Source organism: Nonomuraea sp. NPDC049141 (assembly GCF_040648415.1).
GTDB lineage: Bacteria > Actinomycetota > Actinomycetes > Streptosporangiales > Streptosporangiaceae > Nonomuraea.
In genome coordinates this window covers 199120-214543 of sequence record NZ_JBEZDR010000002.1, presented here as the reverse complement: position 1 = coordinate 214543, position 15424 = coordinate 199120, and the positions used below count along the sequence as shown (strand labels likewise).

The 15424-nt window shown below is 70.7% G+C and carries 12 protein-coding genes; 9 read left to right on the top strand and 3 right to left on the bottom strand.

Annotation, left to right across the window (positions count from 1 at the left end):
• The first annotated feature begins 20 nt into the window (after nucleotides 1-20).
• A complete protein-coding gene (locus AB0B91_RS05825; protein ID WP_358316234.1) occupies nucleotides 21-938 on the top strand; it encodes a hypothetical protein in 918 nt (305 codons plus the stop codon).
• Nucleotides 939-947: 9 nt separating this feature from the next.
• Here the strand turns inward: AB0B91_RS05825 and AB0B91_RS05820 are convergent, their stop codons facing one another.
• Nucleotides 948-2288, bottom strand: coding sequence for a 6-phospho-beta-glucosidase (locus AB0B91_RS05820; RefSeq protein WP_358316231.1), 1341 nt, complete (start codon nucleotides 2286-2288; stop codon nucleotides 948-950).
• 19 nt (nucleotides 2289-2307) lie between these two features.
• Nucleotides 2308-3066 carry a DeoR/GlpR family DNA-binding transcription regulator gene (locus AB0B91_RS05815; RefSeq protein ID WP_358316229.1) on the bottom strand — a complete coding sequence of 253 codons (759 nt, stop codon included), beginning with the start codon at nucleotides 3064-3066 and terminating at the stop codon, nucleotides 2308-2310.
• A 130-nt stretch (nucleotides 3067-3196) separates the two neighbouring features.
• Between AB0B91_RS05815 and AB0B91_RS05810 the strand changes: the two genes are divergently transcribed.
• From AB0B91_RS05810 to AB0B91_RS05790, 5 genes are read left to right on the top strand one after another with little or no spacing between them, the layout of a single operon-like run.
• Entirely contained in the window at nucleotides 3197-4414 is a 1218-nt protein-coding gene (locus AB0B91_RS05810; RefSeq protein WP_358316226.1) for a PfkB family carbohydrate kinase, read from the top strand.
• Nucleotides 4415-4418: 4 nt separating this feature from the next.
• The gene (locus tag AB0B91_RS05805) at nucleotides 4419-5789 is read left to right on the top strand and encodes an extracellular solute-binding protein (protein WP_358316223.1); all 1371 of its coding nucleotides are present in this window, start codon (nucleotides 4419-4421) and stop codon (nucleotides 5787-5789) included.
• A gap of 2 nt (nucleotides 5790-5791) precedes the next feature.
• Nucleotides 5792-6670, top strand: a complete 879-nt coding sequence (locus tag AB0B91_RS05800; RefSeq protein WP_358316220.1) for a sugar ABC transporter permease — start codon at nucleotides 5792-5794, stop codon at nucleotides 6668-6670.
• Nucleotides 6667-7494: a carbohydrate ABC transporter permease gene (locus tag AB0B91_RS05795; protein WP_358316217.1), complete on the top strand. Its 828-nt coding sequence runs from the start codon at nucleotides 6667-6669 to the stop codon at nucleotides 7492-7494. Before AB0B91_RS05800 ends, AB0B91_RS05795 begins: the two co-directional genes overlap by 4 nt.
• A 25-nt stretch (nucleotides 7495-7519) precedes the next feature.
• Entirely contained in the window at nucleotides 7520-10174 is a 2655-nt protein-coding gene (locus AB0B91_RS05790) for a sugar-binding protein (RefSeq protein WP_358317501.1), read from the top strand.
• Between the two features lie 256 nt (nucleotides 10175-10430).
• On the opposite strand, the gene AB0B91_RS05785 is transcribed toward AB0B91_RS05790, so the two are convergent.
• A complete protein-coding gene (locus tag AB0B91_RS05785) occupies nucleotides 10431-11105 on the bottom strand; it encodes a hypothetical protein (protein WP_358316214.1) in 675 nt (224 codons plus the stop codon).
• Between the two features lie 320 nt (nucleotides 11106-11425).
• On the opposite strand from AB0B91_RS05785, the gene AB0B91_RS05780 reads away from it, so the two are divergent.
• The 3 genes from AB0B91_RS05780 to AB0B91_RS05770 all read left to right on the top strand — a co-directional run bounded on the left by AB0B91_RS05780 (nucleotide 11426) and on the right by AB0B91_RS05770 (nucleotide 15372).
• Entirely contained in the window at nucleotides 11426-13099 is a 1674-nt protein-coding gene (locus AB0B91_RS05780; RefSeq protein WP_358316211.1) for a hypothetical protein, read from the top strand.
• 17 nt (nucleotides 13100-13116) lie between these two features.
• The gene (locus tag AB0B91_RS05775; protein WP_358316208.1) at nucleotides 13117-13449 is read left to right on the top strand and encodes a hypothetical protein; all 333 of its coding nucleotides are present in this window, start codon (nucleotides 13117-13119) and stop codon (nucleotides 13447-13449) included.
• Between the two features lie 87 nt (nucleotides 13450-13536).
• Complete coding sequence (locus AB0B91_RS05770) at nucleotides 13537-15372, top strand: M6 family metalloprotease domain-containing protein (RefSeq protein ID WP_358316205.1); 1836 nt, start codon at nucleotides 13537-13539, stop codon at nucleotides 15370-15372.
• Nucleotides 15373-15424 lie beyond the last annotated feature (52 nt).

The window sequence follows — 15424 nt, the reverse complement described above, 5'->3', positions numbered from 1 at the left end:
GCCAGTTGCCAGGAGGTCACGTGTCCCCCTCCTTCCCCGCCCGGCAGCCGTTGAGCGACGACTCCATCGATCAGCTCCTTCAGAGCGTGGCCGACGCCGCCGAGCAGGCCGCGACCGACCACGCGGCGGCAGCGCGGCACTATCGCGACCTTTCCACCGCCGCCGAACAGGACCCCGCGTCCGGCCGGCCGATCGGGGGGCTGAGACTCGATCCGCAGGCCTCGCTCACCGTCCAGCGGGTGCTCCTCGCCGAGAGCCTGGCCGACGAGTATGAGGATGCGGCCCAGAAGTTCATCGCCTGGTGGGTCGACCTCGCGGTCTGCGCGGTGCTGGCCCTGCTCACCGAGGTCCCGCTGACCAGGGGACGCGCGGCGGCCGGCGATCCGAGCTCGTGCATGGAGCCGGACGAGCTCGTCTGCCTGCCCCCGGTGCCCGAGGGCGAACGTCAACTCGCCGAGCTCGCCGTCAGCATGGACCAGTGCTGGACCCCGGAAGGGATCGCGATGGGTGGCAAGGCGTTCGCGGCCGAGCTCGGGCTGACCCTGCGGCGCGACCCGGAGGGAAACCCGCTGCTCGTCGAGGACGGGACTCCGGAGGCGCGGCGGCAGCGCCTGTGGGGCCAGATGTGGCGGTGGCACCGGATGCCGCTCCTGCCGGAGACCGCCGACCTCGTCCAGGCCCTGACCGCGGCCGGCGCCGCCCCGCCCATGGTGGACAACGTCCGCTACGCCTCCAGCGCCGTGGAGGCCGCCATAGCGGCCAAGGAACGCGCGTGGGATCTGTCCGATCAATGGGACAGCACTCGGTCGGCGGAGGAGACCGCGCTGGTCGACTCCCTGTGGCGGCAGGCGGATGAGCTGCCCCATCTGCTCACCGCCTATGCCCGCGTCCTGACCGCGCACCTGCCCACGCTCCGCGCGCTGAGAAGAGTGTCCTAGGCGAGAGTGCTACGCGTGAAAGACGGTGGCCAGCTCCGGGATGCGGGCCCGGTAGCCGTCGAGCAGCTTGCGTGCCGTGCCGACGGAGTCGACCAGCGGGTGCAGGGCGAACGCCTCGACGGCCAGGCGGGACGAGCCCGACATGGCGGCCTCGATGGCCGTCTGCTCGACCGCCTTCACCTGCTGCACGAGACCGAGGAACCGGCCGGGGAGCGGGCGGGTGGCCAGCGGCCGGATCCCGGAGCCGTCCACCGCGCAGGGGATCTCGACGACCGCCTCCGCGGGCAGGCCGGGCACCGCGCTGCCGTTGCGGACATTGAGGATCATGGTGGACGGCTCACCGCGGGCGATGGCGGCCATGAGCGCGAGCGCGATGCCTTCGTAGCCGCCCGCCTCCAGGTCGGCGGCGTCGCGCTCGCCGGCGTCGGTGATCTCGCGGGTGTCGGCCATGTACGACGCGTCGCGCTCGCTGCGTGCCCTGCCCCACTCGGCGAGGGCGTGCTCGGGCCGCTCGCGTACGGCCGCGTAGAACCGGTCCTGCTGCCCGAGCAGGGACTCACCACGGGTCGGCCCGGAGACGGCGGCGACGGACTCGCGGGTGAAGTAGTAGTAGTACAGATACTCGTTGGGCAGCGCCCCCAGAGTCCGCACCCAGTCGCCGCCGAAGATCCGGGCCTCCTCGACCTGCCGCAGCGCCACGTCGTCGGCGAGCAGGTCAGGCAGCACATCGCGGCCCTGGTGGGAGAGCCCGTGCAGCCAGCCGAGATGGTTCAGTCCCACGTAGTCGGGCGACACGCGCGCCGGGTCGAGGCCGAGGGCGGCGGCGGCGCGGCGGATCAGCCCGATCGGCGAGTCGCAGATGCCGACCACGCGATCGCCGAGCACGCTCCGCATGGCCTCGGTGATCATGCCGGCCGGGTTGGTGAAGTTGATCACCCACGCCTGGGGCGCGACCGCGGCCACCCGCTCGGCCACCCGGACGGCGACCGGGATCGTACGCAGCCCATAGGCGATGCCGCCTGGCCCGGTCGTCTCCTGACCGAGCAGGCCCAGCTCCAGCGCGACCCGCTCATCGGCGGTGCGGCCCGCCAGTCCGCCGACGCGGATCGCCGAGAAGACGAAGGTGGCGTCGCGCAGCGCGGTGTCCAGGTCGGTGGTGGTCAGCACCCTGGGCGGGTCGTCGTGCCCGGCGGCGAGCTGCTGGAGCACGTGCTGGATGGCGGCCAGCCGGTCCGCCGACACGTCGTACAGCACCACCTCCTCCACGCGCGGCTTCGCGGTGTCGCGCAGCAACGCGCCGTAGACCAGCGGGACCCGGAAGCCGCCGCCGCCGAGGACGGTCAGTCTCATCGCCACCCCTTCACACGATTCACACGACCTGCACCTCGGCACCCGCGGCGGCGCAGTTGCGCAGCGTCGCCGCGTCGGCGCCCTCGTTCGTGACGACCACGTCGATGTCCTCGGGACCGCACACCCGCAGCGCGCCGGTGCCGGGGAACTTCTGCCGGTCGGCGAGTAACACCACCTGACCCGCCGCCGCGATCATGGCCCGCTTCAGCGGCACCTCGGCGAGCGTGGTGTCGACGAGCTGGCCGTCCGGCCGGACGCCGCTCACGCCCAGGAACACGCGGTCGGCGCACACCTGGCGCAGCGCCTCCTCGGTCAGCACCCCGACCAGCGAGTGGTACGTCCGGCGGACCATGCCGCCGAGCAGCAGCAGCTCGACCGCCGGGTCGGCGCGGAGCACGTCGAGGACGGCGAGGCTGGAGGTGACCACGGTGATGCGGCGGCCACGGAGGCGGCGGGCCAGGCGCATCGTCGTCGTCCCGATGTCGAGCAGGACCACGTCGCCGTCGCGGACGATCTGCGCGGCGCGGCCAGCCACGGCCTCCTTGTCCTGCTCGTCGACCCCCGCCACCTCGGCGAAGGGCCGGTTGGTGTCGGCGTCGACCTCGGCGAGAGCGCCGCCGCGCACGCGCCTCAGCGTGCCGTCGCGGTCGAGCACCTCAAGGTCGCGGCGGATGGTCGACGGGCTCACGCCGAGCTGGCTGGCCAGATCGCTAACGCTGGTAGCGCCTGAGAGGCGGACCCGGCGCATGATCTCGGCATGCCTGAGGCGCTGAAGCACGGGGGCATCGTATCAGTCATATCCGCGCATGAGTGAGCATCATTGGCCAAAAGCCCGCGTGAAACACTTGAAGTGAGCAAGCCAAACATGCAAGATTGCGCACATCTCGCTCTGTCGAGGAGGACTTTCCGTGTCTAGCCAGGCTTATGACCCTCTAGCCGATCAGCGAACCCCGGAGGGGCCACAGTTCGACGTCTTCTTAGCGGGCACGGTCTTCCTCGACATCGTGTTCACCGGGCTGCCCGCGATGCCCGCCGCCGGCACGGAGATCTGGGCCGACGGCATGGGCTCGTGCCCGGGCGGCATCGCCAACCTGGCCATCGCGACCAGCCGGCTGGGCCTGCGCACCTCGCTGGCCGCCGCGTTCGGGGACGACGACTACGCCGACTTCTGCTGGCGTACGCTCGCGGAGCAGGAATCCGTTGACCTGTCCAGGTCGCGGCGCTTCGAGAACTGGCACTCGCCGGTGACGGTCTCCATGGCGGTCGACCGCGACCGCAGCATGGTGACCCACGGCCACTCCGCGCCCATGTCGGCGTCGGACATGATCGGCTCCCCGCCCCGGTCCAAAGCGGTGATCGTGACGCTGTCCGCCGAGGAGCCGCTCGGCATGCCCGGCAAGTGCAACTGGGCCGAGAAGGCGCAGCTCGACGGCGCCCTCATCTTCGCCGACGTGGGCTGGGATCCGTCCGGCGCCTGGTCGCCCGACATGCTGGAGCAGCTCTCGGTCTGCCATGCGTTCATGCCCAACGCGGTCGAGGCCATGGCCTACACCGGCACCGACAGCCCCCGCGACGCGCTGTACGCGATCGCCGACCGGGTTCCGCTCGCCGTGGTCACCGACGGGGCCAACGGCGCCATGGCCATCGACTCCCTGACGGGTGAGGAAGCGTTCGTCCCGGCTCCGCGGGTGACGGCGCTGGACCCGACCGGCGCGGGGGACGTCTTCGGCGCGGGACTCGTGCTCGGCACCCTGTGCGGCTGGCCGCTGAACGACCGGCTGGCGTTCGCCGGGGTCTGCTCGGCGCTGGCCGTCCAGCAGTTCGGCGGCTCGCTGGCGGCACCCGGCTGGGGGGACATCGCCGACTGGTGGCACGAGGTGCGGGCGGCGGCCGGCCACAGCGGCGCCTACGGCGACTCGCTGGCCCGCCGCTACGCCTTCCTCGACAAGCTGGTGCCCACCGACCCGGTGGGCGCGGTACGCCGGGCGGCCGCCACCATCGCCCGGCACGCCGACGTCGGGATGGCTCCGCAGGCACCGGGTAAGCCACCGGCCAAGCCTGAAGGCGCGGCACCCGACGAGCCCGAGGACCCGGACACGCCTCGCGTGCCTGCTCAGAAGGAGTAACACCATGATCGCCTCGACACCTCGCGGACGTGCCGTACTCGCCGCCACCGTCGTGGCCCTCGCCGCGACGGCGTGCGCGCCCGGCTCCTCGGCTCCGCCGACGACGGCCTCGTCGGCGGCGCCCAGCGCGGTGCGCACCGACGCCGCGGCCCTCGGCAACGTGACCCTCACGATCTGGGACCAGGAGGTACGCGGCGGGCAGGCCGCCCAGATGAAGCAGCTCAACGCCGCGTTCGAGGCGAAGTACCCCAACATCAAGCTCAAGCGGGTCTCCCGCTCCTTCGACGACCTCAACACCACCCTGCGCCTGGCGCTGAGCGGCAACGAACCGCCGGACGTGGTGGAGGCCAACAACGGCCGGTCCTCGATGGGCGCGTTCGTGAAGGCCGGCCAGCTGCGCCCGCTGAACGCCTACGCCGAGGCGTACGGCTGGAAGAAGCGCTATCCGGACTCGGTCCTGCGCTACTCCAGCTACAGCGCCGACGGCAAGCTGTTCGGCGAGGGCAACCTGTACGGCCTGCCTCAGGTCGGCGAGGTCGTCGGCATCTACTACAACGCCGCCAAGCTGACCGGCCTCGGCCTGCAGCCGCCGAAGACCTGGGAGGAGTTCCAGGCCGCGCTGGCCAAGGCCAAGGACGCCGGCGAGGTGCCGATGCAGCTCGGCAACCTCGACAAGTGGCCGGCCATCCACGTGTTCGGCACCGTGCAGGGCCGCGACGTCCCCGCCGCGCAGATCAGCACGCTGGCCTTCGGCCGCAAGGGCGCCTCCTGGAACACGCCCGAGAACACCAAGGCCGCCCAGCAACTCGTCGACTGGGTCGACAAGGGCTACTTCAACAAGGGCTTCAACGGCCAGGGCTATGACCCGGCGTGGCAGGCGTTCAGCAAGGGCACGGGCGTCTTCATGATCGCCGGCACCTGGCTGATGGCCGACATGGAGAAGGTCCTGGGCAAGAACCTGGGCTTCATGCTGCCGCCCGGCGTCACGGCCGACGCGCCGCCCGTCGCGACCGGTGGCACGGGCCTGCCGTTCGCCATCACCGCCAAGAGCCCCAACCCCGACGCGGCGGCCGCGTACATCGACTTCATCACCAACGCCGACGCCATGAAGGTGCTCACCGCCACCGGCAACCTGCCGGTCGCCGACACCGACCAGCAGAGCGTCAAGGCGGGCGCGCAGCAGGACGTCTTCAAGGCGTTCGGCACCGCGACCAAGAACGACGGCCTGGTGCCCTACCTCGACTACGCGACCCCGACCTTCGCCGACACGCTGGGCGCGGCGCTGCAGGACCTGCTGGCCAAGAAGGCGACTCCGCAGGAGTTCCTGGCCACGCTGGAGAAGGACTACAAGACCTTCTCGGAGACGAACGGGTGAGCGTGGCCCGACCTCCCGGGGAGCCCAGACGGGTCGCCTACCTCTACTTACTGCCGGCGTTCGTCGTCTACGCGGCGTTCCTGCTCTATCCGATCGGCCGCGCCGTCCAGTTGTCGCTGTACGACTGGGACGGGCTGTCCGTCGGCCGGTGGGCGGGGCTGTCCAACTACGCGGCGATCGTCGCGGACGAGGGGCTGCGTGACGCCTTCGTCCACGCCCTGGTCCTGGTCGGGTTCTACGCGCTGGCGCCGCTGGCCATCGGGCTGATGCTGGCCGCGATACTCAACCACGCCAAGGTGCGCGGGCTCGGGTTCTTCCGCACGGTGGTGTTCCTGCCGCAGGTGGTCGCCATGGTGGTGGTGGCCGTCGCCTGGCGCCGCGTGTACGCCCCGGACGGCACGCTCAACGGCCTGCTCGACGCGCTCGGCCTCGACTCGCTGACCAGGGGCTGGCTGGGCGACTACACGTTCGCGCTGCCGGCCGTCGGCGTGGTCGGCACCTGGTTCGAGACCGGGCTGGTGACCGTGCTGCTGCTGGCCGGGATGAGCCGCATCCCGCTGGAGCTGTACGAGGCGGCGCGGCTCGACGGGGCGGGCGCGGTCAAGGAGTTCTTCGCGGTCACGCTGCCGTCGGTGCGCGGGGAGATCGCGGTCGCGCTGACGCTGACCGTCATCGCCGCGCTGCGGACGTTCGACCTGGTGTACATCACCACGCGCGGCGGTCCGGGAAACTCCACGTCGGTGCCGTCGTACGAGGTCTACCACCGGGCCTTCGGGCTCAGCCAGATCGGTTCGGCGGCGGCGATCGGGGTAACCCTGACGGTGATCATCTTCGCGATCTCGTTCGTGATCAACCGCTTCGCGGACAGGGGGGCCTCGTGATCTCGCGTGGGGAGCGGCTGGCCAACTACGTCATCCTGTCGGCGTTCGCCGCGTTCGCGCTCTTCCCCATCCTGTCGATCCTGTTCGCCGCGCTCGGCCCCGACGACAGCGCCGACGCCACCGGGCAGGGGCTCAGCGTGGCGGGGCTGCACGTGGGCAACTTCGCGGCGGCGTGGGAGATCGGGCATTTCGGGACCTACCTGCGTACCAGCCTGGCGGTGTCGGCGTTCGTCGTGGTGGTCAGCGTGGTGCTGTCGATCATGAGCGGGTACGCGTTCGGCACCATGCGCTTCCGCGGCCAGTCGGTGCTGTTCTACCTGTTCATGCTCGGGATCATGATGCCGAGTGAGGCCATCGCGGTGCCGCTCTACTTCGACCTGCGCTCGCTCGGCCTGATCGACACGTTCTGGTCGGTCGCGCTGCCGCAGGTCGCGCTGTCGGTGGCGTTCGGCACGTTCTGGATGCGGGCCTACTTCCGGGCCGGCAGCCGGGCCATCGTCGAGGCCGCCCGCATCGACGGCGCCTCGACCTGGCGCATCCTGTGGCAGGTGCTGGTGCCCCCGGCCCGGCCCGCCGTGGTGACCCTGACCGTCCTGGTCTTCATGTGGACGTGGAACGAGTTCCTCATCCCGCTGATCATGGTGACGAGCGAGTCGCTGCGTACCGCGCCGCTGGGTCTGGCCTTCTTCCAGGGCCAGTACACCTCCGGCTTCACCCTGCTCGCCGCCGGATCGGTCATCGTCGCGACCCCGGTGGTGATCTTCTACCTGTTCCTCCAGCGTCACTTCGTCCGCGGGCTGCTCCAGGGAGCGGTCCGCGAATAACCCCCCGGAGGTTCCCTTGAAGATAGTGGCGCTGGTCGCCGCGGCCGTGCTCGCCCTTTCGCCGGTCACCCCGGCACTGGCCGAGCAGGCCCCCGCTCCCCCCGTCGACCTCGACGCGCTGTTCGTCGGCGCCCATCCCGACGACGAGGCGTTCAGCCTGTCCACGCTCGGCCAGTGGAACGAGGACCACGACATCCGCACCGGCGTCGTCACCGTCACCCGGGGCGAGGGCGGCGGCAACGCCGTCGGACCGGAGGAAGGCCCGGCGCTCGGCCTGCTGCGGGAGGCCGAGGAGCGTACCGCGGTCGGCAAGGCCGGGGTGCGGGAGGTGTTCAACCTCGACGACGTCGACTTCTACTACACGGTCAGCGCCCCGCTGACCGACCAGATCTGGGGGGACGACACCCTGGAGAAGGTCGTGCGAATCGTCCGCCAGACCCGCCCCGAGGTCCTGCTCACCATGGACCCGGCCCCCTCCCCCGGCAACCACGGGAACCACCAGCAGGCCGCGCGGCTGGCCGTCGAGGCGTTCTACGCGGCGGCCGACCCGAAGGCCTTCCCCGAGCAGATCACCCGCGAGGGGCTGCGGCCCTTCGCGCCCGCCCGCCTGTTCCTCGGCGGCGGCCGCGGCACCTCCCAGGTCGGCCCCGCCTGCGCCGCGACGTTCCGCCCCACGAACCCGGCCCAGAACGTGTACGGCGTGTGGAGCGGACGCGCCTCCCAGAGCCAGGGCAAGACCTGGGCCGCCATCGAGCGCGAGGCCCAGCGCTCGTACGCCTCCCAGGGCTGGGCCGTCTTCCCCGACGTGCCGTCCGACCCCGCCCAGCTGGGCTGCGACTTCTTCACCCAGGTGGACTCGCGGGTGCCCTTCCCCGAGCCGGGCACCGCGGCGGCGGCCGCGCCCACGGCGATCCTCGACGGCGCGCTGACCCGCCCGGCCGGAACCGTCCCACTCGGCACCCTGCTCGGCCTGCGCCCCAGCACGTTCGACGTCCGCCCGGGCACGGCGTTCACCGTCAAGGTCGCCGCGACCGCCCCGTCGCGCGAACCGCTGGGCCGCTCGGCCGTGACGCTGAAGGCCCCCGAGGGCTGGCGGGTCAGCGGCTCCGGCGACCTCGGCAGGATCGCCGCGGGGCGTACGGGATCCGCGACGTTCACGGTGACCCCGCCCCAGGGCACGGGTGACCGGGCCCGCCTCGCGGCCACGCTGACCACCGAACACGGACGCGGCTACACCGACCGGCAGGTCGAGATCAGCCCCGCCGTACGCGGTGGGCAGCAACTGCTCCCCCAGGTCGCCCAGTACGAGAAGTGGACCGCCGAACTCGGCGCGCCGCAGCTTCGCGGCCTGGTCACGCCGGTGCTCACCCTCCCGTCCGGCGGCTCCCGGCCGGTGGGCGTCGTGGTCACCAACGTGAGCGGCGCCACCCAGTCCGGCACCGTACGCCTGGACCTGCCCGCCGGCTTCACCGCTGACCGCGCCGAAGCGCCCTACAGCGGCCTGGCGGCCGGGGCCTCGACGACGGTGCCGTTCACCGTCACCAACGCGGACCCCTCGCTGAAGACCTCGAACCAGGGTGGCGACTACGCCTACACCATCACCACCACGAGCACGGACGGCTCCAGCGTGAGCAAGCCCGCGCTCGAACTGGTCCCGGCGGCGTCCATCCCGCAGGCCGCGGCGGCGCCCGCGATCGACGGCGTGGAGGGCGACGGCGAGTACTCCGGCCCCGCCCTGGACATCTCCCGCCTGTGGGAGGGCACCGCGTGCTCGTCGGCGGCGGACTGCTCCGGCACGGCCAAGGTCACCTGGCGCGACGACACGCTGTTCCTGGTGGTCCACGTGAAGGACGACGTGGTCGGCACCCGGCTGGCCGTCGCCGACTGCAAGCGGCACTGGCGTACCGACTCGGTGGAGGTGACCCTCGACCCGCGCGGCACGTCGGAGAACACCTCCACCACGTTCAAGGCCGCGGTGCTGCCGGTGACGGCCGAGGGGCCGCCCTGCGCCCTGCGTGACGCCGACAACCACCAGGGTTCCGCCACCGGGATGCGGGTGGCGTCGAAGGTCTCCGCCGGCGGGTACGACGTCGAGCTGGCCATCCCGATGGAGACCCTGCCGGGCGCGGTCGATCCCGCGCACCTTGGGCTGAACATCCTGGTGTACGACTCCGACACCCAGGACAAGACCGGCCAGACCCGGATCGGCTGGTCGACGTGGGGTGGCGTACAGGGTGACCCGTACCGGTGGGGCGTCGCGACGCTGCCGGGCTACCAGCCTCCGGCGGGCCGGCCGACCACCCCGCCCGACCCGGTGATCCCCGACACCGGCCTGTCCAGCCTGGACTCACCGCAGTCGCTGGAGCAGGCGGTCCGCGTCCACCTCCCGCTCGCCGGCGGTCCCGCGGCGAAGGAGTCCGAGAGCGGCCGGGTGACCTCCGCGGCGAGCGGCCAGAACGCCGTGAAGGTGACGTTGCGCGCCAACGCCGCCGGCAAGGCGCACCTGTTCGTCCGCGACGACCAGGGCACGGCGGGCAGCCGCGTCGTCACCGTCTCCGGCCGGGGCACCACGACGGTGACCGTCCCGCTGACCCGCGCTGTCAGCGCCCACCCGACGGTGGTGGCCGGGTGGCAGGCGACTGGGGGCGGCACGCTGGCCACCCAGGCCCGCGTGCGCTAACCGTCCAGACGCGCGTGCGCTGACGAGCTCACGCGGGCCATCCGGACGCGCGTGCGCTGACGCTGATGGAGGTGGCGGCCCATAACCGGCCGTCACCTCCTGGATCGGCCGCCGCGCCGGGCGGGCGTGGCCCGACAACCAGCGACGACGCCTGCGCGACCGCCCGGGGCCACCGGCCGATGGACATCGTCGCGGCGGCGATTCTGCTCGCCGCCGCATGCGCCGTGGACCCCGGTACGAACTCGTGGTCACGTCCTCAGATGTCGTCGGCCTTCCAGCGGGTCAGGTCGTAGGTCTCCGCGAGGGGGCGCCACGCCTCGGCGAATCGGGCCTTCGCCGCCTGCGCGGCCTCGGATCTGTCCAGGCCGCGCCGGTAGTCGCGGTCCTCGGCGATGGTCCCGGTGCAGCCCTTGCCCAGGTGGCGCCGGGCCCAGGAGAGGAAGGCGGCGTCGGCCTCATGTGAGGCGTCGAGTGCTTCGACGAGTGACTCCTTGAGGGCGGGGCCTCCCGGCAGGGCGGTCACGTCGAGTGCTCGGGCCAGGGTGAGTTGGTCGCGGCGGTTCGTGGTGATGCTCTGGATGGTGTCCCTTCCGTCCGGCTCGCACTTGCTCGCGCGGGCGATCGCCTCGGAGAGGCTGGACCGGGCCGAGTGGCTGTTGGTCAGCAGATCATCGAGCTTCGCGGCCTGCCGGGCGGCCTCGCCGGTGGACGGGTCAGTCTCCGGCGTCATCTCTTCGACCTCGGCAAGGACAGGGGTTTCGTCCTGGCGTACCTGGGCGTCTCCATCGGTGAAGGGCCATGGGCGACCGGCGAGGAACCACCAGGCCAGAGCGAGACCCGACAGGACTAAGCCGACGAAGATCAGCGGCGTCCGGCGGCGCGGCCCGAGGGAGCCCCAGTCGTCATCGCGGGCCGGCGCCTGCGGCTCCACGAGGGCCGCTCCACATCTCGGGCACTGGGCGAGATTGCCGGCGTCGGCCCCACATCGCCCACACAGCTGGCCGGACCCCGCTTCATCCACCAACGCACGCCTCCCGGAATAATCCCGAAAAAATATGACAAATGCTTAATTCGCGTTATTCTCCGCTCGCCAGCATTCCGAAAGAGACTATTTGATAACGAGGCGTTCCAGAGACATTCGCCCACTATAGGCTCACCTCCACGCACGAATAACGGGAGGCGGCCACGATGCTCGACAGCCCCGGAGCGGATTCCCTGCATGCGCGAACCCGGAATATGAATTCTTCTCGCATGAGTAATGTGACGCGCTACCTCTGTGCCGCCGCCTACCTGGACAGCGGTTTCCGCGATAAAGTGCTGGCCGAGCTGCTGTTTGACCAGTTTCGGGCGATCCCTCCCTCGCATGGGGGATTCAACCTCATGCCGGTGATCTACCACTGCCGGCGCTCTCGCATGATGCTCGTGGTCCGCGACGCCCTGATTAGCGGATTTTTCATCATCGGCTGTTTCATGGCGCCTTTGAGCACTTTCGGATGGTTGTGGACCCTCGTCCCCTTCGCCCTTCTCACCGTGGACGGGATCCGGCGCGGGCCGCTGATCGTGCGGGCGCTGATCTGGTTCTGGGCCTGCTATTCGGTCTTCTCGCTGATCTTTCTGGCGATCCTGACCGCGCTCATTCCCGCGGCGGCGTACCTGTTCGCGTCAGGACTGCCGTTCTCCGGCCTCTACGGAAGCGGGAGCACCGGCTCCGTCCTGCAGCAGTTCCTCGTTCCGGTCGTCACGCTCGGCATCGCGCTCGTGTACCGGATCGCGATCTACCTGACGCTCGTGGGCAGCCTCAAGCCGGGCGCGCCCGAACCGATCATCGGGACCACCCACCCCAGGCTGGCCCGCCGCCTCGACTACATCCGCAGAGCCCAGTGGGGCAACGTCACCATGTACGCGAACGAGGACGCGTTCATGGGCGCCGGCCGGATCCAGCGCAGCTGGTCCATCGCCGTCGAGCTCGACCGCGTACGCGAGAACCACAAGCCGTCGCGGCGGGCGGACCCCGTCGACATCGACCCGGTAGAGCTGCACGCCTTCGTCCGCGGGCGCCTCATCGAGATGCGTGACCGCGTACTCCGGCCCAACGAGGGCATCCAGCGGCTCGACATCGGAGATCACGTGGTGACGCGCGGGATCTTCACGGTGGCCGACGGGCAGCGCGACCGGGCGGCCGGGGCGCACCCGATGATCGACAGGAACGGCCTTCCCCGGTTCCAGGCCACCCCCGAGGAGATCGCGGCGATCGCCCGCCATCCGCAGGGCGGCGTCCGTTACTACCAGCGCGTGACGATCAACAACGCCGGCCAGGAGATCCGCGACCTCGACGGCAACCTGGTCGCGCCCGCCGAGGACCAGGAGGCGCTGACCTCCGCGTTCATCTACCTGGCCGTCGAAGGCCGGATGCTCTACACGCAGTTCGTGGTCACCGTGCTGCCTCCGGCCCACGACCACTATCACGTGGTCGACAGCCTCCCCACCATGACCAGCGGGCGGGTCACCTGGGAAGCGCTCAAGGTGCTGAAGCTCCAGCTGCTGCGTGACGTGCTGGCCGCTCCCGTGCGGGTCGTCCGTACGGCCGTGGAGTCCGTACGCCAGAGCGCGATGACGCCGAACCCGCGCGACCACATCGTCTATCCGTACGGCGCCCGCGTCAGCGTCCGCGAGCTGGGCGCCAGCGAACGCCTCCAGACCCACATCCAGGTGCTCGACGTCACGAAGTACATCAAGATGATCGAGCAGCGGCTCACCGAGGCGGTCCTCGACTTCCTGGAGGAACGGAAGGTGGAGACCGGCGCCTACCGGATGCAGGCGGCCGGCATCACCGTGTCAGCCGGCAACGGCGGCACGGTGAACGTGCCGATGGCCTTCGGGGAGCACGCGTCGGCGACGGTCAACGGCCTCCGGCCGGGCACATGACGAGCAGGGAGCCTCCCATGGGAACACAACCCGACATCCGCATCACCGGTGGCAACGTCAACGCCCCCATCGCGATGGGCACGCACGCCCGCGCCACCGTGAACACCTTCGGTTCGCCGGCGACGGAGCAGCTCCTGGACCAGTTGGACAGGCTGCTCGGCGAGCACGAGGCGACAGTGGACGAGCCAGCGAAGGCACGCAGGGACGCGGCCGACATCCGGCGGGAGCTGGCGGAGCCCGAGCCGGACAGGTCGCGCATCCTCGATGCGCTGAAACGGCTCTCGCTCAGGGCGGCCGAGGTGTCGGTCATCGTCGAGGTCATCGGCAAGATCCGCGAACTCTGGACGTAGGCGCTGCTTTGAGTACGGGGCTACTCAGGCCAGCGACCCCTTACCCGGCCACCATCAAGGACATCTGACTCAGAACGGGAGGCCCCGATGAGCGCCATTTTCGGAGAGACCCTGAGTTTCGCGCAGGCGGACGGCGACGAGGTGCGGCTCGTCGTCTTCGGGGACGAGCACTACGCCCGCTATGAGACCGTCGACGGCTACACGGCCGTCTACGACACCTCGGCCGGTGTCTATTGCTACGCGAACGTCGAGGACGGGCGGTTCCGGTCCACCGGGGTCCGGGTCGACTCCTACGACGCGCCCGACGGGGTGCCCCGTCACCTGCGCGAGCGGGGCACGGTCATGGCGGCGGCGCGGGACATCGCGATGACGCAGGGACCGGCGGGCGGGCTGCTGGAGGGCCGCCGGCTCAGCGTGGGGACGGTACGCGGGCTCACCATCCTCGTGGACTTCCCCGACCAGGCGACCACGGTCACCAAAGCGCAGGTGGACGCGCTGCTCAACGCGCCCGGCTACCGCGAGAACGGCAACGCGTGCTCGGTCAACGAGTACTTCGCGACCATGTCGAACGGGCTCCTGCAGTACACCAACGACGTCGTCGGCCCGTTCCGGATGAGCCGCGACATCACGGTGTACGCCGACCCGCGCAACCACGACCTGCTCGTCCCCGAAGCGCTCCAGGCGGCCGTGGACTCGGGCATCGACCTCAGCCGCTACGACTCGCTCGGCCAGAGCGTCGTCGACGCGGTGATCATCATGTACGCCGGTAAGACCCAGTACATCCGCGACAGCATCCTGTGGCCGCACAACAGCGTCCACGAGCAGGTCTTCGGCAACATGCGCACCCATTTCTACATGGTGACGAGCATGGGCGAAGGGCCGGAGCAGCTCACCATCGGTACGTTCTGCCACGAATCCGGCCACATGCTCTGCCGCTTCCCCGACCTGTACGACTACGGCCGCCGCGACGGCGACGACTTCACCAGCGCGGGCCTGGGCCGCTACTGCCTGATGAGCTCCGGCAACCATCTGAACGGCGGCAAGACCCCCGCCGCGATCAACGCCTACCTGCGTGAGCTGGCCGGCTGGTGCCCGGACAAGGTCGACCTCAACGCGGGCGGCGTGTTCGAGGCCAGGCACGCGGACTACGGCAAAGTGCTCCGCTACTCCACACCACAGCCGGAGGAGTACTTCCTGGTGGAGAACCGGTCCAAGCTCGGCCTGGACCTGCACCTGCCGGCGAGCGGACTGGCCGTGTACCACTGCGACACCCGGGGCTCCAACGAGCTGCAGGACGGGACCCCGCTGCGTCACTTCCAGATCGGGCTGCTCCAGGCCGACGGCCACCTCGACCTGGAGAACAACCTCAACGCGGGCGACAGCCGCGACCTGTACAGCGGGGTCGACGGCACGGCCCTGTCGCACTCCACGGTCCCCGCGAGCCTGCTGTGGAGCGGCGCGGAGTCGGGGCTGACCCTCTCGGCGATCGGCGAGCCCGGCGCGGCCATCCGCTTCAAGGCCGGGCCGGTGGGGATCAACGGCGCGAGTGTCAGCGGGATCTCCAAGCCGAGCCTGCGCATCCCCGACAGCGACCCGCACGGCGTCGCCGACACGATCACGGTCGAGGCCGAGGGCACCGTGCGCTCCCTGAAGGTCCTCATCGACCTCGACCACACCCACCCCGAGGACCTGCGGATCGTCCTGCACTCCCCCACCGGGCGGCGGGTCGTCCTGTCGCACCGGGCGGAACTGGACACCTCGAAGCTGCTGGAGTACAAGACCGAACCACCGTCCGTGATCACGCCCCTCGTGGGCCAGCCCGCGGGAGGCGGCTGGACCCTGCGGGTCAGCGACCTCGCTCCCTCGCACGCCACGGCCGGCATCCTCAGCGCGTGGCGGCTGGACATCGTCACCGGCACCTGACGCTGTCGCGCATGAGGCCTGGTACGGCTCGCCGTACCAGGCCTTTCACACG